General features: G+C 71.5%; 18 protein-coding genes. 8 read left to right on the top strand and 10 right to left on the bottom strand.

The features are described 5' to 3' along the window. The first annotated feature begins 61 nt into the window (after positions 1–61). Both ACGWYJ_RS16125 and ACGWYJ_RS16120 read left to right on the top strand, forming a co-directional pair. Positions 62–442: a hypothetical protein gene (locus tag ACGWYJ_RS16125; protein ID WP_395106788.1), complete on the top strand. Its 381-nt coding sequence runs from the start codon at positions 62–64 to the stop codon at positions 440–442. A 205-nt stretch (positions 443–647) separates the two neighbouring features. After that, positions 648–1814, top strand: coding sequence for a glycerophosphodiester phosphodiesterase (locus ACGWYJ_RS16120; protein ID WP_395106787.1), 1167 nt, complete (start codon positions 648–650; stop codon positions 1812–1814). A 49-nt stretch (positions 1815–1863) separates the two neighbouring features. Here the strand turns inward: ACGWYJ_RS16120 and ACGWYJ_RS16115 are convergent, their stop codons facing one another. Then, positions 1864–2952 carry a DUF2293 domain-containing protein gene (locus ACGWYJ_RS16115; RefSeq protein ID WP_395106786.1) on the bottom strand — a complete coding sequence of 363 codons (1089 nt, stop codon included), beginning with the start codon at positions 2950–2952 and terminating at the stop codon, positions 1864–1866. A gap of 66 nt (positions 2953–3018) precedes the next feature. On the opposite strand from ACGWYJ_RS16115, the gene ACGWYJ_RS16110 reads away from it, so the two are divergent. Together ACGWYJ_RS16110 and ACGWYJ_RS16105 are read left to right on the top strand one after the other, a co-directional pair. After that, a complete protein-coding gene (locus tag ACGWYJ_RS16110) occupies positions 3019–3282 on the top strand; it encodes a hypothetical protein (RefSeq protein WP_395106785.1) in 264 nt (87 codons plus the stop codon). Positions 3283–3386: 104 nt separating this feature from the next. Beyond that, the gene (locus tag ACGWYJ_RS16105; RefSeq protein WP_395106784.1) at positions 3387–4307 is read left to right on the top strand and encodes a ribokinase; all 921 of its coding nucleotides are present in this window, start codon (positions 3387–3389) and stop codon (positions 4305–4307) included. 10 nt (positions 4308–4317) lie between these two features. Here the strand turns inward: ACGWYJ_RS16105 and ACGWYJ_RS16100 are convergent, their stop codons facing one another. Continuing rightward, a complete protein-coding gene (locus tag ACGWYJ_RS16100; protein WP_395106783.1) occupies positions 4318–4752 on the bottom strand; it encodes a PH domain-containing protein in 435 nt (144 codons plus the stop codon). A 23-nt stretch (positions 4753–4775) separates the two neighbouring features. Continuing rightward, positions 4776–5699, bottom strand: coding sequence for an RDD family protein (locus ACGWYJ_RS16095; protein ID WP_395106782.1), 924 nt, complete (start codon positions 5697–5699; stop codon positions 4776–4778). Between the two features lie 153 nt (positions 5700–5852). Here ACGWYJ_RS16095 and ACGWYJ_RS16090 point away from each other — a divergent pair, with 153 nt between their 5' ends. Next, a complete protein-coding gene (locus ACGWYJ_RS16090) occupies positions 5853–6782 on the top strand; it encodes a Ppx/GppA phosphatase family protein (protein ID WP_395106781.1) in 930 nt (309 codons plus the stop codon). A gap of 208 nt (positions 6783–6990) precedes the next feature. After that, the gene (locus ACGWYJ_RS16085; protein WP_395106780.1) at positions 6991–9111 is read left to right on the top strand and encodes a protein kinase; all 2121 of its coding nucleotides are present in this window, start codon (positions 6991–6993) and stop codon (positions 9109–9111) included. A gap of 38 nt (positions 9112–9149) precedes the next feature. Here ACGWYJ_RS16085 and ACGWYJ_RS16080 read toward each other — a convergent pair whose 3' ends face one another. The 4 genes from ACGWYJ_RS16080 to ACGWYJ_RS16065 all read right to left on the bottom strand — a co-directional run bounded on the left by ACGWYJ_RS16080 (position 9150) and on the right by ACGWYJ_RS16065 (position 15945). Further along, on the bottom strand, positions 9150–12359 hold the full coding sequence (locus tag ACGWYJ_RS16080) for an error-prone DNA polymerase (protein WP_395106779.1): 3210 nt from the start codon (positions 12357–12359) through the stop codon (positions 9150–9152). A gap of 161 nt (positions 12360–12520) precedes the next feature. Continuing rightward, entirely contained in the window at positions 12521–14080 is a 1560-nt protein-coding gene (locus ACGWYJ_RS16075) for a DNA polymerase Y family protein (RefSeq protein ID WP_395106778.1), read from the bottom strand. Next, a complete protein-coding gene (locus ACGWYJ_RS16070) occupies positions 14077–14628 on the bottom strand; it encodes a hypothetical protein (RefSeq protein WP_395106777.1) in 552 nt (183 codons plus the stop codon). The genes ACGWYJ_RS16075 and ACGWYJ_RS16070 overlap by 4 nt, the downstream gene beginning before the upstream one ends. 891 nt (positions 14629–15519) lie before the next feature. Continuing rightward, the gene (locus ACGWYJ_RS16065) at positions 15520–15945 is read right to left on the bottom strand and encodes a YybH family protein (RefSeq protein ID WP_395106776.1); all 426 of its coding nucleotides are present in this window, start codon (positions 15943–15945) and stop codon (positions 15520–15522) included. A gap of 182 nt (positions 15946–16127) precedes the next feature. On the opposite strand from ACGWYJ_RS16065, the gene mtnA reads away from it, so the two are divergent. Further along, positions 16128–17174, top strand: coding sequence for an S-methyl-5-thioribose-1-phosphate isomerase (gene mtnA / locus ACGWYJ_RS16060; protein ID WP_395106844.1), 1047 nt, complete (start codon positions 16128–16130; stop codon positions 17172–17174). A 174-nt stretch (positions 17175–17348) separates the two neighbouring features. Here the strand turns inward: mtnA and ACGWYJ_RS16055 are convergent, their stop codons facing one another. Together ACGWYJ_RS16055 and ACGWYJ_RS16050 are read right to left on the bottom strand one after the other, a co-directional pair. Beyond that, positions 17349–18641, bottom strand: a complete 1293-nt coding sequence (locus tag ACGWYJ_RS16055; protein WP_395106775.1) for a glycosyltransferase — start codon at positions 18639–18641, stop codon at positions 17349–17351. Between the two features lie 206 nt (positions 18642–18847). Further along, positions 18848–19930 (bottom strand): transferrin receptor-like dimerization domain-containing protein, encoded by a 1083-nt coding sequence (locus ACGWYJ_RS16050; RefSeq protein WP_395106774.1) that lies wholly within the window; start codon positions 19928–19930, stop codon positions 18848–18850. Between the two features lie 149 nt (positions 19931–20079). On the opposite strand from ACGWYJ_RS16050, the gene ACGWYJ_RS16045 reads away from it, so the two are divergent. After that, on the top strand, positions 20080–22299 hold the full coding sequence (locus ACGWYJ_RS16045; RefSeq protein WP_395106773.1) for an ATP-dependent RecD-like DNA helicase: 2220 nt from the start codon (positions 20080–20082) through the stop codon (positions 22297–22299). Here ACGWYJ_RS16045 and ACGWYJ_RS16040 read toward each other — a convergent pair. Further along, positions 22289–23809 (bottom strand): ABC transporter substrate-binding protein, encoded by a 1521-nt coding sequence (locus tag ACGWYJ_RS16040; protein ID WP_395106772.1) that lies wholly within the window; start codon positions 23807–23809, stop codon positions 22289–22291. The two genes, ACGWYJ_RS16045 and ACGWYJ_RS16040, sit on opposite strands and share 11 nt — an antisense overlap. Positions 23810–24100 lie beyond the last annotated feature (291 nt).

The raw sequence follows: 24100 nt of genomic DNA, 5'->3' as shown, positions 1-24100 counted from the left end.
GCAATGACATGCCCCCATCTCGTCCAAGCCCGTCCAGGATCCGCACGGCTTCGCCGCGTACGTGGACCTGCCCGGTGCCCTCCCGGCCGTTCCGAAGCACCTGGTGTGGCTGCTGGCGCACCGCTCGGCGTACGGGCGGAGGCCGTACGCCGACCAACGAGACCGCCCCCGGTTCGCGAGCCTGTCCGTGGCGGGCGTGCGCTTCCGCGCCTACACCCTCGCGGGGCTGCCGTCGGGCGTGGCGGAGATCGTGATCGGCGCCCGGTTCGCGTCCGCCCGCCCGGACGCCGGGACGGCCGGCAACGGCATGGCGCTGCCCGCCATCACCATCGCCGTGCTGGGCGGCGTGGCCATCACCGGCGGCCTCCTCGTGGCCGCTCTCCTGGTCGTCTGGCTGAACGCGGGCATCCTGCTCTCGGCCAGTACCAGTTGCCGGTGTTGAGACTGCTGCTCGCCGTGGCCGTGCGGTGGTCGGGCGGATCCCCGAAGGCGGGCATCGGCGGCCGCGTTCACCGTGGGGACGATCAAGGTTGGCCGTGCCGTCATCGTGGAGGTCCTGGCTCGGTCGTCCCCCGCTCGGTACGTTGCGGGCGCGCGGTGATCTCCGGGCGAGGGTCGTCCGGGGACCCCGCCGGAAAGGAGCCGACATGGCCGCCCGGAGCACGAGGACGACACGACGCACATGGCGCGGAGCGGCTCTGCTGGGGGCGGGCGCCGTCCTGCTGCCGCTGCTGACGGTGGCGGGCCCGGCCGGCGCGGCGTCCCCCGGGGCGTCCCTGGCGTTCGTGGCGAAGGAGCGCGGCAGGGCACGGCCGCTCGTCGTCGGCCACCGCGGAGCCTCCGGTTACCGTCCGGAGCACACCCTGGCCGCCTACGAGCTGGCCGTGCGGATGGGCGCGGACGTCATCGAGCCCGACCTCGTCCCGACCAAGGACGGGCAGCTGGTCGCCAGGCACGAGAACGAGATCGGCGGGACGACCGACGTGGCGGACCATCCCGAGTTCGCGAACCGCCGCACCACCAAGACCATCGACGGCGTCAGCGTCACCGGCTGGTTCACCGAGGACTTCACGCTCGCGGAGCTCAGGACGCTGCGCGTGGTCGAGCGGATCCCGGCGGTCCGCCAGCGCAACACCCTCTACAACGGGCTCTTCCAGGTGCCGACGTTGCAGGAGGTCATCGATCTGGCCAAGCGCCTGAGCCGCGAGCACGGCCGCACCATCGCGATCATCCCGGAGACCAAGCACCCGACGTACTTCCGCAAGAGCGCGGGACTGCCGCTGGAACCCCGGGTCATCGAGATCATCAAGCGCAACGGCCTGGACCGGCCCGACGGCCGCGTGATCCTCCAGTCCTTCGAGCCCACCAGCGCCCGCATGCTGGACAAGGCGCTGCGCGTCCAGGTCACCCAGCTCATCTCCGCCAGCGGCGCCCCGTTCGACACGATCGACAACGGCCACGGACCGACCTACGCCGACATGCTGACCCCGCAGGGCCTGAAGGAGATCAGCACCTACGCCGACTGGATCGGGCCGGAGAAGACCCTGATCATCCCGAACGGGCCGGACGGCACGATCGGCGCCCCGACCACGCTGGTACGGGACGCGCACGGCGCCGGGCTCAAGCTCGCGCCGTACACGTTCCGCAACGAGAACCAGTTCCTGCCGGTCGACCTGCGCAACGGCACCGTCCCCAGCGACTACGGGCAGGCGCTGAGGGAGTACGAGCTCTTCTACAGGACGGGCATCGACGCGGTGTTCTCCGACAACCCCGACACCGCCGTCCTGGCGCGCTCCCTCTTCGCCGACAAGTAGCGGTCTTCACCCGAGGGGCGCCGTCGCGGCCGGCGGGCCGTGGCGGCGCTCAGCCGGGTTCGCGCCGCCAGGAGTCCAGCACGGCCTCGACGGTGGCGCGGATCCGGTCACGGGCGTCCCGCCGGGAGACGCCCGCCATCAGCAGCGCGTCGTAGTCGGTGTCCTGGTGCCTGATGGACGCGGCGACGGCGAGGCGCAGCGCGTCCTCGTCCAGCTCGCGTCCCGCGGCCGAGCGCCCGACCCGTCCGCTGCCGCGCAGGCTCGCGTGCGACGCGATCGCTCGTGCGCGTTCGGGCGGGCAGCCGGGGAACAGGCGGCGAATCTCCTCGGCCATCCGGGCTTGGAACTTCTCGTCCTGTTGCGCGCGGCGCTCCCGGTCGCGCTCGCGGCGCCGGGCCCGCGCGTCCTCGTCGGCCAGGCACTGCTCCTCCGCCCGTGCCAGGGCCTCCTCCTCGACCAGCACGCCGCGCCGCTCGTACCGTTTGCGCCTGCGGTTGGGCTGGACGACGATCGCCGACAGGCCGCTCTCCTTCTTGGCGCGCCGGCTCAGCGCGGCGTTCCCGGCGGGCAGGAACACCAGGTGGTCCATGTCGGCGCAGGTCAGGCAGAGCGGGTCGGCGTCCTCCACGACCATGAACTCGCCGCCGTCGCGGTGGCAGGACGCGCAGGTCCAGCCGGTGCGCGAGGGCAGGATCGCCATGAGGTCGGGCGCCTTGCTCTGGCGGGCGGTGATGCTCTCGCGCCGGGCGGGCGGCAGGCCGGGGGAGAGCCAGTGGGTGCGGTAGGCGCGCTCGATCTCGTCGGCGCGGTCGGCGGGGGTGCCGGTGCGCGCGGCGAACCGCAGCGCACGGCGGTCGCGGGTGGCGGCGACATAGGCGGTCTCCACCGGTTCCAGGCCGCGCTCCGCGGCCCAGTCGCGCAGCGCCCGCAACGCGGTGTCGATCTTGTCGGATCGGACGGTCAGGGCGGCTTCGAGCGGGTCGAGCCGTCCCTGGCGCCACTCGGTCACCCGGAGGGGCGGCAGCCAGCCGAGCCGCTGGAACACCTCGATCGCCGACACCGAGTGCGACCGCCGCACCTGCGTGGCCGCGGCCTGGGCGACCCGGCGGGCCAGCCGGGTCTCGTGCACCTCGCTCACGGCCGACCACGGTAGCGCCCGCCACCGACACGTTTCCGCTCGATCACTCTGAGTAATTATGATCTTGTGGGGACGGTCGGAGGGGACAACGGGGATCCCAGCCGGGAGACGGACGGGGACACCTGCTGGGCCGGTCCGGGACGGCTGAGGGTCGTGGCGGTCCGCCTGTCGGGCTCGCACCGCGTCTGGGCGAACTTCCTGGGGATCCCGCAGGACGTGGACGCCGCGTTCCTGGTGACGGACGGCGGCGGGCTGGTCGGCCGCGGCTACTACACGACGGTGACCGAGCTGGCCGAGGTCGTCGATCTCGCGACCCTCACCCCGTGCTGACCCCGCCGCGGGACGCCGCGAAGGGTTGCGGGATGCGCGAACGGTCGTGTAGGCGTGTGCTTCGCTTGTGCGAGCGGTGACGGTTCGTGAGAGGGGAGGGGCCGGTGCCCGCAGCGGGGGACGCGCGCCATGAGGTCGTGGTCGTCGGCTCCGTCAACGCGGATCTGGTGATCGGGGTGGAGCGCCGCCCCGGCCCCGGCGAGACCGTGCTGGGCTCCGACCTGGCCGTCTACCCGGGCGGCAAGGGCGCCAACCAGGCCGTGGCCGCCGCGCGGCTCGGCGGGCGGGTCGCGATCCTCGCCCGCATCGGGGACGACGGCAACGGGGCACTGCTCCGCTCGGCCCTCGCCGACGCCGGGGTCGATCTCGGTCATCTCCTCCGCACACCGGGTCCCAGCGGCGTCGCCCTCATCACCGTGGACCCGGACGGCGACAACAGCATCATCGTCTCGCCGGGAGCGAACCGGCGGCTGCTCCCCTCCGACGTCCCGCCCGCGCGGCCGTTGCTCCAAGGGGCCTCGGTGGTCTCGTTCCAGCTCGAGATCCCGCTTGAGACCGTCCACGCCGCCGCCCGCACGGCGGCGGACGCGGGGGCGCGGGTGGTGCTCAACCTGTCGCCGCCGGCGCCGCTCCCGGACGACCTGCTCGCGCTGTGCGACCCGCTGGTCGTGAACGAACACGAGGCCGCGTTCCTGCTGGGACGGCAGGGCCGGGGGGACGAGCCCGCGGCCCTCGCCGAGCGGCTCCTGGCCCGCGGCCCCCGCTCCGTCGTGATCACGCTGGGCGGGGACGGTGCCCTGGCCGCCGACGCGTCCGGGACGGCGTCCGTGCCCGCGCCGCGCGTCGAGGCGGTGGACACCACCGGCGCCGGTGACGCGTTCACCGCCGCGCTCTGCCTCCGCCTGGCCAGGGGCGACGCGCTGGCCGACGCCGCCCGCCACGCCGTCCGGGTGGGCGCCGCGGCGGTGCGGGCGCCGGGCGCCCAGAGCTCCTACCCGTACGAGCGCGACCCCCTGCCCGGCTGACGTCCGGCGGTCAGCGGTCGGCGCGGGCGCGGAGCCGCTCCAGCTCACCGGCGGCGTCCCGCACGTCGGCGCCGAGGTCGAACGCGCTGAACAGGTACAGGTCGTCGTCGGTCTCGATCTCCAGCAGCCGGGTCCGGTGCAGCAGGCGGCGCCGCTCGTCCACCCGGATCTCCCGCACCGAGGGCCACGGGACGCGGCGGCGTCCCGCGTAACCGGAGACGACGGTCACGGCCTCGTCGTCGGCCGCGACCCGTACGGGGGCGATGGCGTCGCGGAGGGCCAGCGCGGCGAGCCCGCCCGCGGCCACCAACGCCAGCAGCAGGAACGGCGGGTCGTCCAGCGACGCCGCCGCGACCACCGCGAAGGCGACGGCGGCGACCGCCTTGACGACCGGCTGAGCGGGCGGCACCCGCCAGCGACGCTCAGCGCCGTTCACCTCGTCCACAGCATCCACGGTAGCCGGGGCGGCTATTGCTCCTCGGGACGGGGGATCCGCTCGCCCGGCCGCTGCTGCTGATAGGGCACCGCTGGAGGCTGATACGGGACGGGAGGCGCCTGATAGGGCGGCGCGGGCGGAGGCAGCGCGGGCGGAGCGGGCGGAGACGCATCGCCTGAACGGCGATCCGCGTACGCCTGCTTGCCCCTCTCCAGGGCGCCCCGTCCCTTCGCCACCGCCCCGCGCCCCAGGTTCTGGACGCGGTCCTGCTCGGCCATCCGCTGCACCCCTTGCCACGCGGCCCGCCCGCCCTGGACGGCCTGTCCCGCCACGGCGCGAATCAGGTGCGCGCGTGCCACGCGAGTGCCGATGACACGATCCGACACGGTGAGGCGGCCAGGGAACACGGCGGGCAGCACGTTCACCCAGAACACGGTCACGGCGAGCAGCCAGCACACCACCGACAGCAGGAACGCGCCCTGGAGGAGCACACAGCACGCCACCGCGAAGAGCCCGACGTCGCACACCGTCGTGGACATCGCCCTCGCGCAGGCTTGCCGCTTCCCCAGCCGCGCGCGGCCGGGCGCCTCCACGCGCAGGTCGAGGGCCAGCTTGCCGAGCGTCCGTCCCCTCCAGGCGAGCCCGACGAAGTGGTACACGAACACGATCAGGACGAGGGCGGCGAACGCCTGCATCACATAACCGGACGCCGAGTTCCACAACGACGACCCGAAGTCGGCGGAGGCCGCCTTGATGTCGCCGCCCGAGCTGATGACCTCCCAGGCGCCCTGCCGTGCCAGCCCGGGAACGTCCTTCACCAGCGTGCTGATGCGCGTCCAGGTCCAGCCGCCCAGGAGCACGGCCACGGTCAGCGCCAGGGCGAAGTCGATCGCCCAGGCCGCGGCGCGCCGGACCGGTGCGGCACCGGGCGCGGAATCGTTCGCATCGACACTCATCGACGTCTCCGGGAGGGGGGAGCGGTTTCCGGTGGACTCTCCGGCGGTCCGGCACCGATCATTCTGCATGGCGGACCGGCCCCGGGGGTGGATCTTGCCCGATAAATCGAGATCCGCGGAAGTCCCGCCGGAGCCGTTCGGTAGCGTCGTCCCATGCGACTCGGTGTGCTGGACGTGGGCTCGAACACGGTGCATCTGCTGGTGGTGGACGCGCACCGTGGCGCGCGCCCCCTTCCCGCGTTCTCCCACAAGGCGGAGCTGCGGCTGGCCGCCCACCTGGAGGACGGCGACCGGCTGTCGAAGCAGGGCGAGACCAAGCTGCGCGCCTTCGTCCAGGAGGCGCTTCAGGTCGCCGAGGACAAGGGCGTGGAGGACCTGGTCGCCTTCGCCACCTCCGCCGTCCGGGACGCCGCGAACGGCGAGGAGATCCTCGACAGGATCAGGGAGACCGCGCAGGTCGACATCAAGGTGCTGGCGGGCGAGGACGAGGCGCGGCTGACCTTCCTGGCGGTGCGGCGCTGGTTCGGCTGGTCCTCGGGACGGCTGCTGGTGATCGACATCGGCGGCGGCTCGCTGGAGATCGCGTCCGGGATCGACGAGGAGCCGGACGTGGCGATCTCGCTGCCCCTGGGCGCGGTCCGGCTCACCAGGGACTGGTTCACCGCCGATCCGGTGCCCGCCGACGAGGTGCGCAAGCTGCGCCGGCACGTCCGCGCGGAGATCGCGCGCCATGTCGGCGAGGTCGCCAGGTACGGGCCGCCCGACCAGGCGGTGGCCACGTCCAAGACGCTCCGGCAGCTTGCCCGGATCGCGGGGGCCGCGCCGTCGTCCGAAGGCCCGTACGTGCGGCGCCAGCTCCGGCACGAGGACGTCACCGAATGGGCCGAGAAGCTGGGCGGGCTCGCCCCCGAGGAACGCGCCAGGCTGCCCGGCGTCTCCGAGCGCCGCGTCCCGCAGCTGCCCGCAGGGGCGATCGTCGCGGACGCCGCCATGGACCTGTTCGGCGTGTCGCGGCTTGAGGTCTGCCCTTGGGCGCTCCGCGAGGGCGTCATCCTCCGCCGGCTCGACATGCTCACCAACTGATGCCCGTGGCGCCGGGACGAACGCGGGACGCCGGCGGCGCGCGCCGGGTTCGGGCGAAAGATGACCTTAATCGGCCTGATCAGACACGGGTCGGCGGCTCCCATCCGGGGCCGACCTCTGTCATCGTGATTTCAGGGGTGGGTCCGGCGAGCCGACCGGTGGCGGCGGCCGTCCCGTCGTGGACCCGGGCGGCGAGAGGTGAACGTCGATGGAGAGCCGACCTGGCCGGGTGGGCGCGGTGCTGGGCGAACTGAGCGCCGACGACCCGACCCGGGTGGGCCCGTACCGGATCGAGGCCAAGATCGGCGAGGGCGGGATGGGCGCGGTCTACCTCGGCCGCGGCCAGGACGAGCGTCCCGTCGCGGTGAAGGTGGTACGGCCCGAGCTGGCCGGTGACCGGGCGTTCCTGGCGCGCTTCAACGACGAGTGCCGCAACGCCGAGCGCGTCGCCTCGTTCTGCACCGCGCAGGTGCTCGACCACGGCCAGGACCTCGGGCTCGCCTACATGGTGACCGAGTACATCGAGGGTCCGTCCCTGCTTGAGCACATCCGTGAGAACGGGACGCTCTCGCCCGGCCTCCTGCACGGTGTCGCGGTCGGCGTCGCCGCGGCGCTGGTGGCGATCCACTCCGCCGGGCTCGTCCACCGCGACCTCAAGCCGAGCAACGTGCTGCTGTCCATCTCGGGCCCCCGCGTCATCGACTTCGGCATCGCGCGGGCCCTCGACATGGCCGCGTCCCACACCGCGACCGGCGCGGTCGTCGGGACCCCCGGCTACATCGCGCCCGAGCAGATCCTCACCCAGCAGGTCACCCCGGCCATCGACGTCTTCGCCTGGGGCTGCCTGGTCGCGTACGCCGCCAACGGCCGCAACCCCTTCGGCCAGGGATCCCTTCAGGTCATGGTGGGCCGTGCCCTGCACGCCGATCCCGAGCTGGGCGACCTTCCCGAACCCCTGGCCGGTCTGGTCCGGGCCGCTCTGCGCAAGGACCCCGAGTCCCGTCCCACCTCGCGCGACCTTCTCCTCAGCCTGGTCGGCGGCGCCAACGAGGCCGCGGTGACCACCACTCTGGGCGAGTCCTGGACGTCCGAGCCGCCCACCCGGGTGAACACCCCCTCGCCCGCCGAGACCCGTCCCATCCCCGAAGTGGCGCAGGGCAACGCGCACCCTCAGCCCCCGCCGCAGCCGCAACACCGCCGCCCGGGGTACGCGGAGTGGAGCACCGAGCCCGTGGCCGAGAACGCCACGGGCGCCTCGTACGGGCCTCCTTCGCCCGTGCCGCCACCGCCCATGCCTCCCCCCGGCCCTGTGCCCAGTCCCTCGCCCGGGTTCGCGCCAGGCGGCGTACAGGACGGGCAGCGCCGCGCGACACGCCGCAAGGGGTTCCTGGTAACGGGCGCCGCGCTGGCGACGGCCGCGCTGCTGGCCGGGGGCACCTATCTGGTGGCGCGGCTCGGTGATGATTCCGGCGGCCGGGAGCAGGCCCGGCCGCCGGCCACGCCGGGCGGCCCCCCGAAAGAGCCGATGCTCGTGCGGATCGACACCGGGACCGGCTGGCCCCAGAAGTGTCATGCCGACATCGGCACCTACACCCCGGGGCAGGCGGCCCCCGTCCCGATCCTGCGGGGCGACACGTGCGACATCCTGCCGGAACGGTCCCCCGCCGACCGCAACAAGGTGGCCTTCACCCGCAGGTTCGCCGACCATGGCGAGGCGTGGGTGATGAACGCCGACGGCAGCGGCGCCCGCATGGTCACCGACCGGCTCATACCCGGCAGCAGGGTCACCTGGTCACCGGACGGGACGCAGCTCGCGTTCACGGGCAGGGAGGGCCGCGCCCTCCAGCTCTTCGCGATCACGATCGGGGAGCGCGAGCCGCGGCGCCTCACCGACGACCCGGCGCTCAAGGACGACCCCATGTGGTCGGTCACCGGCAAGATCGTGTTCTGGAGCAGGAGGGACGGGGCGCAGCAGCTCTACACCCTCGACCCGAGGAACCCCGACGCCCCCTGGACGAAGCTCACCCGCGACGAGGTCACCGCCAACGACCCCGAGTGGTCACCCGACGGGACGAAGATCGCCTACACTCGGGGTGACCGTCCCAACGGGGACATCTGGGTGATCAACGCCGACGGCTCGGGCGCCAGACGGGTCACCTCGGGCGACGGCCACGAGATGGACCCGGCCTGGTCCCGGGACGGCAAGTGGATCTGCTACGTGAGCGGCCCCGTCGAGACGCCGTCCGTCCGCACGATCCGCGTCGACGGCACGGGCGACCGCCCGTTCGGCCCCACCAACGGAACGATCGGCCACCCCACCTGGTCCTGATGCCCGTCGGCGGTACGCCACGCGCGGGCGGGCCGGGCTCAGCGGAAGTCGCGTGAGCGGACCCGGCCCGGGACGGGGAGGCGGCGGAGCCGGGTGGCGCGGACGTTGGTGACGCCGTCCGCGCGTTCCAGCCGTCCGTTGACCAGCAGGGCCTGCGAGTCCACGGCCAGGGCCCGGTGGCGCTGGAAGACCTGGGGCGGGCAGATCACGTTGACGATGCCGGTCTCGTCCTCCAGGGTCATGAACACGATGCCGCCCGCGGTCGGTGGACGCTGGCGGTGGGTGACGAGCCCGGCGACGACGAGGTTGGTGTCACCCGGAACCCCGGGCAGCCCCCGGGACGGGACCGCTCCCAGTTCGTCGAGTGCCTCCCGTACGTGGGCCATGGGGTGAGTGTGGGAGACGCCCGTCGCCCACAGGTCGGCCAAGGTCTCCTCCATCGGGGACATGGCGGGCAACGCGGGTGCGGTGGCGCCCGGTGTGACGCCTTCGAGCTGCCCCGGTCCCGTCCCGGCCAAGGCGCCCGCGGCCCACAGCGCCTCTCTGCGGGTCAGCACCTCGCCGGTACGGGTGGGAGCGCCGTCCCTCACGGGGATGGAGCTGAACGCCCCGGCGGTGGCAAGGGCCTCCAAGGCCGCCGACGATATCTGCACGCGCCGTGCGAGGTCTTCCATGCTCGTGTACGGGCGGCCCGCCGCGATCGCCTTGGCGGTCTCCTCGCCCAGGTTGCGGATGCCGTTCAAGCCCAGCCGTATCGCGGGCTGCGGCTTGAGCGGTGCGTGCGGGTGGTCGGACTCGACGGGAAGCTTCTCCTCCAGGGTGGGGTGCACGTCACTTGCGTTGATGTCCACGCCCCGTACCACCACCCCATGGTGGCGTGCGTCGGCCAGGAGGCTCTGGGGTGAGTAGAACCCCATGGGCTGGTTGCGCACGAGCGCCGCTGTGAAGGCGGCCGGATAGTGCCGTTTGAGGTACGCGCTGGCATAGACCAGATGGGCGAAGCTCTGCGCGTGCGATTCGGGGAAGCCGAATCCCGTGAAACCCAGGATCTTCTCGTACACGTCCTCGGCGATGTCGGCGGGGATGCCGCGTTCGGCCATGCCGTCCAGGAGACGCTGCCTGAGCCGTTCGACCCGTTCCGGCGCGCGCTTGGCGCCCATCGCCTGCCTCAGCTCGTCGGACTCGGCCGGGGAGAAACCCGCGCAGTCCACGGCGAGCTGCATCATCTGCTCCTGGAACAGCGGGACGCCCAGCGTTCTGGCGAGCGCGCTCTCCATCAGCGGGTGCGGGCAGGTGGCGGCCTCCTCACCCTTGCGGCGCCGCAGGTACGGGTGGACGGACCCGCCCTGGATGGGGCCGGGTCGTATGAGCGCCACCTCCACCACCAGGTCGTAGAACTCGCGCGGCCTCAACCGGGGCAGCGTGGCCATCTGCGCACGCGACTCCACCTGGAACACCCCCACGGTGTCGGCGTCGCACAGCATCTCGTACACCTTCGCGTCGTCCGGCGGGATCGACTGGAGGTCGTATCGGACGCCGTGGTGCTCCTCCACAAGGTCGAAGCAGTCGTGCAGCGCCGCCAGCATGCCCAGCCCCAGAAGGTCGAACTTCACCAGGCCCGCGGCGGCGCAGTCGTCCTTGTCCCATTGCAGGACGCTGCGTCCCGGCATCCGCGCCCACTCGATGGGGCAGATCTCCCCGACCGGCCGGTCCGCAATCACCATCCCCCCGGAGTGAATCCCCAAATGCCGTGGCAGAGCCAGCATCCGCCCGGCCAGGTCCAGCACGGAGCCGGGGATGCCCGACTCCGCGTCGGCCAACTGCGGCGAGGCGTGGCCAGGGACACTCACGGCGCGCGAATCCACGTCACGCGACCAGGCGTCCTGCTGGCCGGGGGAGAAGCCCAACGCGCGCGCCGCGTCCCGCACCGCCATCCGCGGCCGGTAGGAGATGACGTTGGCGACCTGGGCCGTGCACTCCCGCCCGTACTTCTCGTAGACGTACTGGATGGCCTCCTCGCGGCGCCGGTGCTCGATGTCGAGGTCGATGTCGGGCGGCCCGTCCCGCCCCGGCGACAGGAACCGCTCGAACAGCAGGCCGTGGCGCACCGCGTCCACCCCGGTGATGCCCAGCGCGTAGCAGACCGCCGAATTGGCCGCCGACCCGCGCCCCTGGCACAAAATGTTCTTCCTCCTGCAGAACTCCACGATGTCGTGCACGATCAGGAAGTAGCCGGGGAAGCCCAGACTCTCGATCACGTCCAGCTCCCGGGCGATCTGCGCGTAGGCGCCGGGCGTCTTCTCCTGTCCCGGCGGCCCGTAGCGAAGCCGCGCCCCCTCAGCGACCAGGTGACGCAGCCAGGTCGCCTCGGTGTGCCCTTCCGGGACGGGCCAGTCGGGCAGCCGCGGCGCCATCACCTGGAAGTCGAACGCGCACTCACGCCCCAGCGCCACCGTCCGCTCCCGCACGCCGGGGAACCGCGCCAGCCGAGCCGCCATCTCCGCGCCGTCGCGGATATGGGCCGTGCCGCTCGCCGGAAGCCACCCCACCATCTCGTCCAGGCTGCGCCGCGCCCGCACCGCCGCCAGTGCCTGCGCCAGACGCGCGTCCGGGCCCGGCGCCGCGAAATGCACGTTGTTGGACGCCACCACGCCCAGCCCCGTGCGCGCGGCCAACGCGAACAGCGCGTCGTTACGGGGATCGTCATCGGGCTGGTCATGGTCGATCAGCTCCACGAACACGTTGTCGCGGCCGAACAGCTCCGCCATCCGGCGCAGCTCCCGTTCCGCCGCGTCCAGGCCACCCGCCTCCAACGCAGCGGGGACCGGGCCTTTGCGGCATCCCGTCAGCACCGCCCAGTGGCCGTCATGCGCGTCCGCCAGCGCATCCAGGCCGTACACGGGACGCCCCTTCTCGCCCCCCGCCAGTTGCGCCGCCGTGATGGACGAGCACAGCCGCGCGTACCCCTGCGGCCCTCGCGCCAGCACGAGCAGGTGCCGCCCCGCCGGATCGGGCTCGCCCGTCTGCGGCCCGGGAAGCCCCAGGCTCAGCTCCGCCCCGAACACGGTCCGGATACCGGCGTCACCGGCGGCCTGGGCGAACTGCACCGCCCCGTACATCCCATCGTGGTCGGTGATGGCCATCGTCTCCACGCCGAGCCGCGCCGCCTCCTCCACGAGCCCGCGCGGGTCGCTGGCCCCGTCCAGGAAACTGAACGAGGAGTGGCAGTGCAGCTCCGCCCAAGCCACCTCCGTGCTCCGACGTCCGTCCCTCTTGCGCTCCGGTACGTGAGGAGGGTCGCCACCCGGTGGGCGATCCCCGCCACGGGACGTCCCCCAGGACAGCCGCTTCTCGAACTCCCGCCACGGCACGGACGGGTTATGCCAGCCCATCGGCCCTCCCGCCTCGCTCAGTCATAGGCGGCCTCCACGTGCCAGCGGCGTCCCTCGACGGCAAGCAGGAACGCGGCCCCGTCATCGGTCACCACCTGGAACCGGGCGCGGCGGCGCGCCTGCCGCGGATCCCACCAGCGTTCGATGACAGGCCACGGACCCGTCCAGGCGGTGATGGCGGCGGGCGGCCTCCCGTCCACCTCCAGGCGCGCGGGCGGCGCGGACACCGCGCAACGCGCCGACACCGTCACCGGGGCGCCCTCCGCGTCCACGACCTCGGCGGGCCACGGCCTGCGCGGGACGACCGCGGGCGCGGGCACCGGCACCCGTCCCGGCCACGGCCCGTCGGGACGGTCGGCGGGCGGCAGGTCACCGATCGGCACCCTGGTCACCCGCTCGCCCGGCCCGCGCCCGCCCGTCAGCACGGGACGCGTGATCGCCCGATGCCCCAGCAGGCCCTGGATCCGGTCGGCGGCGCGGGCGATCCGCTCGGTCACCGCCGCCCGCCCCCACAGCGACTCCTGCCTGCCATGGTCGGGAACGAGCTGGTCCGGCGCCATCCCCAGCCACACGACACCGCCCCAGACCGCGGTGTCCCGCTGCGGCCCCTCGACGCCGTCCTCATCGGTGCCCGCCTTGGGGCGCTCACCCTGCCACGCCGACAGCTGCCACCGGACGCGCTCCGCCACCGCCGTCGCCGACAGCCTCCCGTCATGACGCCACAGCCGCCGCAGCACATGCCCGTCCGCGAACCCGATCTCCACCGCGAGCCGGACACACGTCATACCGCCCGCGGCGAGCCCCTCGTGCAGGTCCGCCGCGAGCCGCTTGCCCGCGAACACCACCTGCCCGGCCTGCTCCGCCGGAGGATCGAACTCAGTCCGCACGGACAGATCCGCGGTCGCCGGAGCGGGCGCCACCGGCCGTGGCTCCTCCCCGCGCGCCAACCGGTGCGCCAAGGCCCCGTCGGGTCCGAACCGCCCCGCCACATGCCCGGACGGCAGCGCCGCGAAGTCACCCAGCGTCCTGATGCCCAGCCGCCTGAGCAGGTCCGCCAGCTCCGGCCTGTCCAGCACCGACAGCGGGTAGGGGGCCAGGAACGCCGCCGCCCCACCCGGCTCCACCACAACGCCCCCACCACGCCTCGCCGCCAGCTCGGCCGCGAAAAGCCCATCCGCTATGCCCGTCCCGCAGTCGAACCCCGCCTCCACCACCGCGTCCTGCACGAGCACACGCAGCGCCTCCTCACCCCCGTAGAAGCGAGCGGGCCCACGTGCCGGCACCGCGCACAACCCTGGACGCACCACCTCCACCTTGGGCGTCAGCTCGGCAACGGCGTTCGCCACGGCCTCGAAGAGGCGCCCCTCCTCGTCGGTATCCCGCTCCTTGACGACGAGATCCGGACACCGGCGCTGCGCGTCCCGTATCCGCTGCCCCCGCCGCACCCCCTGCGCCCGCGCCGCCGCCGTACACGCCGCCACCTGCCCGTCGACCACCACCGCCCCCGGCGTCGCCGCGTCCACCCCGACCGCGGTGACCGGCCAGTCGGGGCACCACACCACCAGGACCCGGCTCACGCCGCCCCTTCCCCTCCGCCGTTCCAGGCGCCCCGGACCGAGCCGCTTCCCGGCAGCACCTCCAGAACCGGACGCCGGGACGCCGTCTCGACAGGGGCCACCTTCCCGTCCGGACCGGGCAGCCAGACGAACGCCTGGCGTCCCCGTCCCGGAGCGTCCCGCCCCTCCGCGGTCACCCGTACGCGACGGCCCCGCAGGACACCATGACCGTCCCCGAGCCCTTCCCAAGCGGCGTCGTCCATGCGCAATCGCAACCGGGTGCCCGGCCAGTCCCGCGCGTACGCTCCCGTGAGCGTCAGGACGCAGCCGTGCTTACGGGCCAGCGCGGAGAGCCGCCGCACGGCCGTGGACGGCGGACGCTCCGGCAGGCGGAGCAGCACCAGGTCAACGGCCTCGACCAGGGCGGCCACCACGTCGGGCCACCGCCCGCCCGGCTCGTCCACCAGCAGCAGCCGCTCGGGATCCGCCCCCATCCCCACGGCCGCGACGACACCGAACTCGGGCAGGCCCACCACGCCGCACCAACCGACGCCCTCGGCCCCGGTCACCCCGGCCACAAGGGCGGCACCAAGCGACCCCGCACCGGGCCCGTCCAATCCCAGGACCGAACCCGGCCGCAGACCTCCGCCTGGTATCACCGAACGCAAGGGGGGAAGCACGGTCACAAGGTCCCTCTGAGCCGGGGCCTCGAGCCGGAGCGGATCAACAGGAACCGCCCTCGCCCGTGCCGCGTCCGCCACGCATCACCTCCCCGCCTGCGCGGCCTCATCATCGAACACAAATTCGAAACCTGTCAAGTTTTCGCAGGTCAACGCGTGATCCAGCACACCCCACCCCGCGCCGCCCAAGACCACGAGACCCCACCGAATCAACCCGCGAACCCCCTCGCCCAAGACCCCAAGAACCTCCGCAAAACCGCCCGCCCGACAAGCGACCACGCATAACCCCGCACCACGCCGAAGCAGGAACGCAGGCGGCTTGCGAGTCATCGGGCATGAGCCGGCGGGCGCGTCGAGCTGCCCCAGGTCAAGCGTGCGCCTGGTGTCCTCGGCGCCGTGCGCAGGCGTTCACTCTGAACGAGCCTGTGCAGAACGAGCCAGGCCGCCTCGCGCTCCGGCGTCAGGACGCGGGCCAACTCCCGGCACGAGCCCCGCCGCTACCCGGCACCCCCACATGACTTCTGTGGCCCTCGGGTATCCCCTCATGGTCGTCCAGGCCGGTGAGTAAGAGACTGCCCGACCCGGGATGCAGTGCTGGGCTGTGCCCGTCCTCCAACAGCCGCGGCCCGACCGTAGGATCGTTCGAGCCACATTCGGCTCCCGACCCAGCCCCCTACCTGGGCCTTCCGGTGCCCAGCTGACAGCTCATACATCCCAGTTGAAACTCACCGAAGAGCCCGTGGGCCGCAGTGCACACGGAAAGTGGCCGTCCGCGCGAGATCAACCGTCTTGGGCGGATGCCGTACTCGCGTCGGTGAGTGGGAAGGAGTGGTGCTCGTGGGCGACGACCCACCGTCCCCCTTCCCTGCGCAACCCGAGCGTCAGCCGGAGCCGGTTGTCGGGGTTGTCGCTGAACTCCTTCTCGGTGCCGCACCGGAGCAGCGCGTAGGCGAACGCGACGTCGTCACCGGCCACGACGTCAAGGGATTCGATCTTGAAGACGGCACCCGTCGCCAGCCACTCGAAGAAGGGCGGCCACGTCTCGCGATAGGCGTCCAGCCCTCGTACGCCCTGGTAGGGCGGCGGTACGTCGAACATCACGATGTCGTCCGCGTGGTCGGCGAGGACCGTGTCCATGTCGCGGACGTGAACCGCCTCCGCCCAGCGCTCGATCAGCGTACGGATCTCTTCCTCGTGGGTCGGCATATCCAGGCCAGTCCTTCCAGCTCGATGCGTCTCGGGCAATCTGACTCGGCCGCGACCCCGAACTCATCGCGCCACATCGTTCGGGTCCCCATCACGTCGCCCCTTGACATGCAGCCATCGTCGACCGGGTGGATCGGTGGTGGGAGCATGGTGTTCGTACGGGAACGCGTGGAGTTGTGGGCATGGGAAGCGATATCCGGGCTGTGACCTGGACGGGGGATGGGCTGCGGCTCATCGACCAGACCGTGCTGCCCGGACGGTTCGAGCATTGCGAGGTCCGGGACACCGCTTCGCTGGTCGACGCGATCCAGCGGCTGGTCGTGCGCGGTGCGCCCGCGCTGGGGGTCGCGGGTGCGTTCGGAGTGGCGATCGCCATGGCGGAGGCGGAACGGAAGGGGTGGGGCGAGACCGAGCGCGATGAGGCGATCGAGCGGGTGCGCTCGGCCCGTCCGACCGCCGTGAACCTGGCGGCGGGGGTCGACCGGGTGGTGCCGCTGATCCCCAAAGGCGTCGATGCCGTCATCGCGGAGGCCCAGGCGCTCCTGGAGGAGGACGTGCGCGGCAACCGGGCGATCGGATGTGCCGGGGCGGACTGGATCCTCGCTCGTAGCGGCGACCGGCCGCTGAGGGTCCTCACTCATTGCAACGCGGGCGCGCTCGCCACTGCCGGTTGGGGGACCGCACTGGGCGTCATCCGCGAATTGCACGAGCGGGGCCGGCTTCAGCTCGTGTACGCGGACGAGACTCGTCCACTGCTTCAAGGCTCGCGGCTCACGGCCTGGGAACTGGAGCAAGCGGGCATCCCTTATCGGGTCCAGGTGGACGGGGCCGCCGCGAGCACCATCCTGCGCGGCCTGGTGGACGTGGCCGTCATCGGTGCCGACCGGATCGCGGCGAACGGCGACACCGCCAACAAGATCGGCTCCTTGGCGGTGGCTCTGGCCTGCGCCGATGCCCGGATCCCGTTCGTGGTCGCCGCTCCGCGCAGCACCATCGATTTCGCGATGCCGTCCGGCGACCAGATCCCGATCGAAGAACGCGCGCCCGGCGAGGTCCTCACGTGGAGTGGTGCCTCCATCGCGCCCGATGCCGCCAATGCCTTCAATCCGGCCTTCGACGTCACCCCCGCCCGCCTGGTGACCGCCCTGGTCACCGAGACCGGGGTCCTCGAAGTCTCAGCAGGCGACACACCCGCGACCCACCCTGACCCGCCAAAGCCGAACCACTGAGGTAACCCGGGGTTTGATGAACCCGGTCTACCTGGCGTCGGTTGGCGCTGGTGTGTTGGTCGGACGGTAGTGGGTTGCCTTGTATCCGGCGGGGCGCTGGTGGGTCGGGTGTTGGTGAAGTCCATGTTCTGCCAGCCGATCAGGGTTGTGCCTGGGCCTGGGTTTGTGGGGTGGTTAGGGTGCGCTGCGTCTCAGAGTTTCAGGGCCGTTGGGTGCTGGATGCTTGTTTGATCGTCCGCTTCGGTTGCTGGGTTTGGTTGTCATGGGCGTGCGGTCGTTGGTGCTTGGAGAGTTTGGAGGGTGGTGGGTCGGTTTATTGGTTGTTGGGGTGGGTGGAGAGTTGGTGGTGATTGGGTGATGGGGATTGTTGCGGGTTTGTTTGCGGGGGCGGGCGTGGCGGGGTTGGTAGGTGGGGGTGTTCGATCGGCCTTTTTCGTAGGTGGTCAGGGGTTGGGCCAGGTTCAGGGGGACGAGGAGGAGTTCGGTGATCAGGGCTTTCCAGGCGTAGTAGGTGTTGACGGCTCTTGTCGCGTAAACGCAGGGGAGGTTGGTCAGGACGTGGCGGAAGGGCAGTCGGCGGCGCTTGGCGGCGTAGAGGAGGGGTGGGGTGATGAGGAGGAGTTCCGTGCCGGCCCACCAGGCGAGGGCGTGGGTGGCGGGGACGTGCCAGAGGAAGGTGAGGAGGGCCGGGGTCGTCCACCAGAAGGGGGTTATGACGATTTCCAGGATGGCCAGGCAGACCCAGAGGGCGAGCATGGGCTTGCGGGTCAGCAGGCGCGGGAGGTGGAGGCGGACGTTCTGGAAGAAGCCGGCCATCCAGCGGCGGACTTGTTTGCGGAGGTAGGGCAGGGTCTCGGGGTCGGCGGCCCAGGCTACGGCGTCGCCGACGTAGGCGGCTTTGCGGCCGGCCAGTTGGAGGGACCAGGTGAGGTCCATGTCTTCGACGATGGTGCGTTCGGGGAAGCCGCCGTAAGCGAGGAGGGCGTCGCGGCGGAAGGCGGAGCAGCAGCCGGAGCACACCATGGGGCTGTGGGCGGCGGCCTGGATGGGGCGGTGCCAGTGGAAGCCGAAGAGGTATTCGGTCGAGCGGCCGCGTTCCCAGACGGTGCGGGTGAAGCGGGTCTGGACGTTGCCCGCGGCGATGGCGACGGCGGGGTCGTCGAACGCGGGGGTGAGCTTCTCGATGTAGTCGGGGGCGAGGATGGTGTCGGCGTCCACGGCCAGGACGATGTCGCCTTCGCAGTGAGGGAGGGCGTGGTTCTGGGCCTTGGCCTTGCTGCCGAGGTTGTGCGGCGGGCACAGGACGGTGACGCCGTAGGAGCGGGCGACGTCGCCGGTGCGGTCGGTGGAGCCGTCGTCGACGACGATGATCTGGTGGGCGGGTCGGGTCTGGGCGAGCAGGGACGCCAGGGTGGCCGGAAGGCCCTGCTCCTCGTTGTGCGCCGGGACGATGATGGAGACCTTCATCGCCGGTTTCCCAGCACGCGAGCGATGATCAGGACGAGTCCGACAAGTGCATAAATCAGGGTGCTGAGCCCGATTCCGCCGTGCATTTTCTCTCCCCTCTCGAATCCTTGGAATTCATGGTCGGATCGAGTGGGGGTGGGGCGGAAGGCGGGCGGGGGATTGTGGATAACTTGCCGGGCTCCGATGATCCGGAGCCCGGCGAGGTCTCAGATGGTCGGAATGGTCAGTGTTCCTGTCGCGGCGCGCAGGCTTTCATAGAGGCGCGCCTCGTATGCCTTGGCGGTTTCGGGGTCGTTGTTGGTGAACAGCGCGTCGTACAGGGCGGGCAGGCGTTGCGTGGCGTAGCCGGTGTCGATGCCCGGCGCGTAGAGCTGGTGCTTGTACCAGGGGCGGCTTGGGAGGCCGTCCTGGGTCAGCAGGTCGCGCTCGGCCTGCATGATGCGGTTGTTGAGTTGGTTGAACAGGGCCGTGTTCCCCTGGCGCAGGGCTTCGTTGGCGCGTGCTTGCAGGGATTCTACGGCCCGGCGCCAGGTGTTGGCCTGGTCGATGGTCCGTGTTACGTCCACGACCACTTCCCCGAGGCGGTCCCGTTGTGCCTCAATGAAGTCGGCGAGGTCACCGGCGACCTCCAGGGCGTACGGGGCGTAGCCGATGGGCACGATGTCCGCGTTGGCCATTCGTAGTGCGGCGATGCCCGCGAGGCGGGACATGGCCGCGTGGTACTCGAAGCCGGGGTCGCCGAAGCGGGCCTGCCAGTAGAAGTCGTCGCAGGCGCAGTGATAGCTGCCCGAGGAGCCGGGCGTGGACGAACCCAGGTCCATGGCGGCCACGCCGTAGCGTTCAAAGAACGTTTGGAAGTCGGAGCCGCCGCCGATGCGGTCGATCGGGGTCTCACCGTCGTTCTGCGCCTTCCACGCCTCGTAGAGGGTTCCGCCGGTGGACGGCCACCGCACTTCCTTGGAGGCGTCGATGATGAACCGGTCGAGCGCGGGCGTCGCCGCGGCGCCGAAATGCGATCCACCGGCGCCGTCCATGTTGATGTAGGCGACGGCGTTGTGGAGCTGGCGTGCGCGGTCCTCGGCGTACTCGGTGGAGCCGAAGAGGCCGTATTCTTCGCCGTCCCAGGTGGCGAGCATGATGGTGCGCTTGGGCCGCCACCCCTTCTTGAGGAGCGTGTCCAGGGCGCGGCGGCCTTCCCTGGCGGACGGGATGGCGCTGAAGAGTTTCTCGTATCGCCGTTGCCATTCGCTGTTCTGGTCGGTGAAACCGGCGATAAGCCTCCAGCACATGCGGTACCAGGCCCGGACCGTATGCCCCGATCACCTGCCCGTCCAGATCAACACTTGCCAACGTGCCTTTCCTCGCCTGGCCTGCGGTTTCGCCGGTTCTCGCGGGATAAGGGCGGGGGCTGTCGGCGGGATCCGCCATCATGAGGTCCGTGACGAGCGCATCGGTACCGGCGCGGCCGGTGGTCCTGGAGGCGGTGCTCGAACGCGTCACCTACGCCAACGACGACACCGGCTACACCGTGGCGCGTGTGGCCACGGAGCGGACGGGCGGTGAGCTGCTGACGGTGGTGGGGGCGTTGCTGGGCGCGCAGGTGGGCGAGAGCCTGCGGATGACCGGGCGGTGGCGGTCCCATCCCAAGTACGGGCGGCAGTTCGAGGTGGAGTCCTACACCACCGTGCTGCCGGCGACCGTGCAGGGGATCCGGCGCTACCTCGGCTCAGGGATGATCAAAGGGATCGGCCCGGTGATGGCCGATCGCATGGTGTCCCACTTCGGCACCGACATCCTCCGGGTCATCGAGGAGGAGCCGGAGCGGCTGGTGGAGGTCCCCGGGCTGGGCCCCAAACGCACCAAGCGGATCGCGGACGCCTGGGAGGAGCAGAAGGCCATCAAGGAGGTGATGGTATTCCTCCAGAGCGTCGGGGTGTCCACGTCCCTCGCGGTGAGGATCTACAAGCAGTACGGGGACGCGTCCATCGACACCGTGCGGCGCGAGCCGTACCGGTTGGCCGCGGACGTGTGGGGCATCGGCTTCAAGACCGCCGACACGATCGCGCAGGCGGTGGGCATCCCGCACGACAGTCCTGAACGCATCAAGGCGGGCCTGCGGTACACGCTGTCGGAGGCCGCCGACGACGGCCACTGCTTCCTGCCCGAGCCCAACCTCATCACGGCCGCGGAGAAGGTGCTGGGGGTACCGCGTGACATGATCGGGCCCGCTCTGAACGACCTCGTGCAGGAGGAGGGGGTTGTGCGCGAGGCGATCCCTGGGGCCGGTGAGGAGGGCGCCACGATCCCGGCGGTGTACCTGGTGCCGTTCCATCGGGCGGAGCGTTCACTGGCGAACGGGTTGCGCGAGTTGCTGGACGCGGGGGTCGACAGGCTGAAGTCGTTCGCCGACGTGGACTGGAGCAAGGCCCTCGCCTGGCTGCGCACGAAGACGGGGTCGGAGTTGGCGCCCGAGCAGGAGGAGGCGGTGCGGCTCGCGCTCACCTCCAAGGTGTCGGTGCTCACCGGGGGACCGGGTTGTGGCAAGAGCTTCACCGTGCGCTCCATCGTGGAGCTGGCCGCCGCCAAGAAGGCCACCATCGTCCTGGCCGCGCCTACGGGACGGGCCGCGAAGCGCTTGGCCGAGCTGACGGGGCACGAGGCCGCGACCGTGCACCGGCTGCTCGGGTTGCAGCCGGGCGGTGACGCCAAGTTCGACCAGGACAATCCCCTGGACGCCGACCTGGTGGTCGTCGACGAGTGCTCCATGGTGGATCTGATCCTGGCGAACAAGCTGGTCAAGGCGGTGCCGCGCGGCGCGCACCTGCTGCTGGTGGGGGACGTGGACCAGTTGCCCTCGGTCGGCGCCGGCGAGGTCCTGGCCGATCTGCTGGCGGCCGAGGCCGTGCCGAGGGTACGGCTCACGAAGATCTTCCGGCAGGCGCAGCGGTCAGGGATCGTCGTCAACGCCCACCGGGTGAACTCCGGGCAGCACCCCCAGACGCAGGGCTTCCCGGATTTCTTCCTGTTCCCCTGCGAGGAGCCCGAAGCCGCCGCGGAATTGACCGTGGACGTCGTCGCCAACCGCATTCCGCGCAAGTTCGGCCTCGACCCGCGCAGGGACGTCCAGGTGCTTGCGCCGATGCATCGGGGCGCGGCGGGCGCGGGCACGCTCAACGGCCTGTTGCAGGAGGCGCTGACCCCGCACGACGAGGCCAGGCCGGAACGGCGGTACGGCGGGCGCGTGTTCCGGGTCGGCGACAAGGTCACCCAGTTGCGCAACAACTACGACAAGGGTGAGGCGGGCGTCTTCAACGGCACCGTGGGCGTGGTGACGTCGGTGTCGCTGGAGGAGCATCTGCTGACCGTCCGCACCGACGAGGACGAGGACATCGACTATTCCTTCGATGAACTGGACGAGCTCGCGCATGCCTACGCCGTCACCATTCACCGTTCGCAGGGCAGCGAGTACCCGGCCGTGGTCATCCCCCTCACGACCAGTTCATGGATGATGCTTCGGCGCAATCTGCTCTACACCGGTATCACGCGGGCGAAGAAGCTGGTCGTCCTGGTCGGGTCGCGCCGCGCCCTGGCCGCGGCGGTGCGCACGGCCGGTGCGGGACGCCGCCATACGGCGCTTACCCACCGCATCAGTCCTTGAGGGAGAGCCGATCCAGGCGCAGGCCGGTGAAGGGGTCGGCCGTCACGGTGCGGGTGCGTTCCGACCATACGAAGTGCTCGTGCGTCGTCCACAGGGGCATCACGGGCATGTCCCTGAGCAACGCGGATTCCGCTAGTCGTGCGGGTATGACGCCCTCTTCGGGAGTGGACGCGGCCTCGGCCTGCTCGACCAGATCGGTGACGCGGGCTTCGTCATAGCCGGTAGGCGCTTCCAGCAGGGGACGCAGGGCCGACACAGGGGCGGGGTAGGGAGCGGTCGAGTGCAGGACGAACGGCCCGTCGACCTTGCGTTCGTCAAGGGCCTTGCGTAACTCGGCCGCGGTGGTCTCGCGTGGCTGGACGTCGATGGTCAGGACCTTGCGGAGTTGTTCGGCGATGTCCTCGACCCATTCGGCGTCGGCCTTCTCGTGCCAGATCGTGAGCGTGCCCGTGAAGCCGCCCGCGTCGGTCAGCGCGGCGGTGGCGGCGCGCGGGTCGTGCAGGCAAAGCCTGCATTGGCCCTCGCGGTGCCCCGGGAGTATGCCCGGCGGCACCAGGGAATTGGCTGCCGTGGCCTGGTAGCCCAGAGCGCCCTCGGTTATCGCGTTGCGGTCGATCGCGATGGACAGTGCCTGGCGCAGGCCGGGCGTGAAGCGTTCTGCCCACGCCGGGAAGGCCAGGTAGGTCGTCGCCAGGCCGGGCAGGGTGAGATGCCGGTTGCGGAATTCGGTGTCCATCGACTCGTGCCTGTCCGGCGGCACTTCGGTCGCGACGTCCAGGTCGCCGACTTCCACGGCCGCGTACTGCCTGGCGGCATCCGGCATCGCCTTGATGACGACCGTGCGGGCATTGGGGCGTTCGAGGACGGTTTCGCGCGGGCCGTGGGCGGCGACGCGGAACGTGCCGTTTCCTATGGGGCGCCGTCCGTACGAGGCCCAGTCCCGGGATCGCAGCACGCTCTCAGGCATGGGCATGAAGGCGGGCGCGGCCACTAAGGAGGGGAAGCCGTTGAGGGGGCGATCCAGGGTGACCTCGAAGGTGAGGTCGTCCTTCACCGTGAGACCTTCGGCGCCGTCCTTCTGCGGGGCGGCGCCCTTGAGGCGGGCCACGTCCGTGAACAGCCGGGCCCCGGACCAGCCCTCGCGCAGCACCGCCGTCCACGCGCCCGTGAAGGACCGTGCGGTCACCGGGGATCCGTCATGGAAGCGCCCTCCCGCCTTCAGCCGTACCGTCCAGACTTTCCGGTCCGGGGACGTGATGGACTCGGCGGCGGCCAGGGTGGTGGAGCCGGTGCGGGGGTCGTAGGCGGTCAGGCCCGTCCAGACCACGCCCGCGACCATGCGTCCGGTGGCGTCCCTGACATCGCCGGGGATGAGTGTGGCGGGCGGGGCGGCGCCGACCGACAGCCGCGGATCGTCGGGACCGTTGAGCACCTTCATGACGCCCAGCGGCGCCACCAGCATCCCCACCGCTCCCACGACCAGCGCGGCGGTACGCGTGACGCTGTTCAAACGCGGCTCCCGTGCAGGCGATGGGGACGCCGGTGAGCGTACGGCACCCGGTTCACCCTCCGGAAGGTGCGCCCGATGGGGAAGGCGCACCTCACGTCCGCGCCGGATCCGGAAGCCGCAGGTGGGGGTATGCGGGCGGGTGGACGCTCCACGGGAGGTTGGGCGCTCACTCACAGCGGGACGGCAAGCATTTTGGGAGGTATCGCCTATTGATCATGAACGGGGGCCGGAACAGACTTGGCTCGGCGACGCCCGCACCGGGCGCCCGCGGCACGTCCACTCAGTCCACTC

The organism is Actinomadura sp. SCN-SB, assembly GCF_043906805.1.
Lineage (GTDB): Bacteria > Actinomycetota > Actinomycetes > Streptosporangiales > Streptosporangiaceae > Spirillospora.
This window is presented reverse-complemented; position numbering and strand designations above follow the sequence as displayed.

Bases quoted from the DNA above. Each gene is read 5' to 3' on its own strand.
- ACGWYJ_RS16120 (WP_395106787.1), top strand. From the start codon at position 648: ATGGCCGCCCGGAGCACGAGGACGACACGACGCACATGGCGCGGAGCG.
- ACGWYJ_RS16095 (WP_395106782.1), bottom strand. From the start codon at position 5,699: ATGAGTGTCGATGCGAACGATTCCGCGCCCGGTGCCGCACCGGTCCGG.
- ACGWYJ_RS16090 (WP_395106781.1), top strand. From the start codon at position 5,853: ATGCGACTCGGTGTGCTGGACGTGGGCTCGAACACGGTGCATCTGCTG.
- ACGWYJ_RS16085 (WP_395106780.1), top strand. From the start codon at position 6,991: ATGGAGAGCCGACCTGGCCGGGTGGGCGCGGTGCTGGGCGAACTGAGC.
- ACGWYJ_RS16065 (WP_395106776.1), bottom strand. From the start codon at position 15,945: ATGCCGACCCACGAGGAAGAGATCCGTACGCTGATCGAGCGCTGGGCG.
- mtnA (WP_395106844.1), top strand. From the start codon at position 16,128: ATGGGAAGCGATATCCGGGCTGTGACCTGGACGGGGGATGGGCTGCGG.
- ACGWYJ_RS16055 (WP_395106775.1), bottom strand. From the start codon at position 18,641: ATGAAGGTCTCCATCATCGTCCCGGCGCACAACGAGGAGCAGGGCCTT.
- ACGWYJ_RS16050 (WP_395106774.1), bottom strand. From the start codon at position 19,930: ATGTGCTGGAGGCTTATCGCCGGTTTCACCGACCAGAACAGCGAATGG.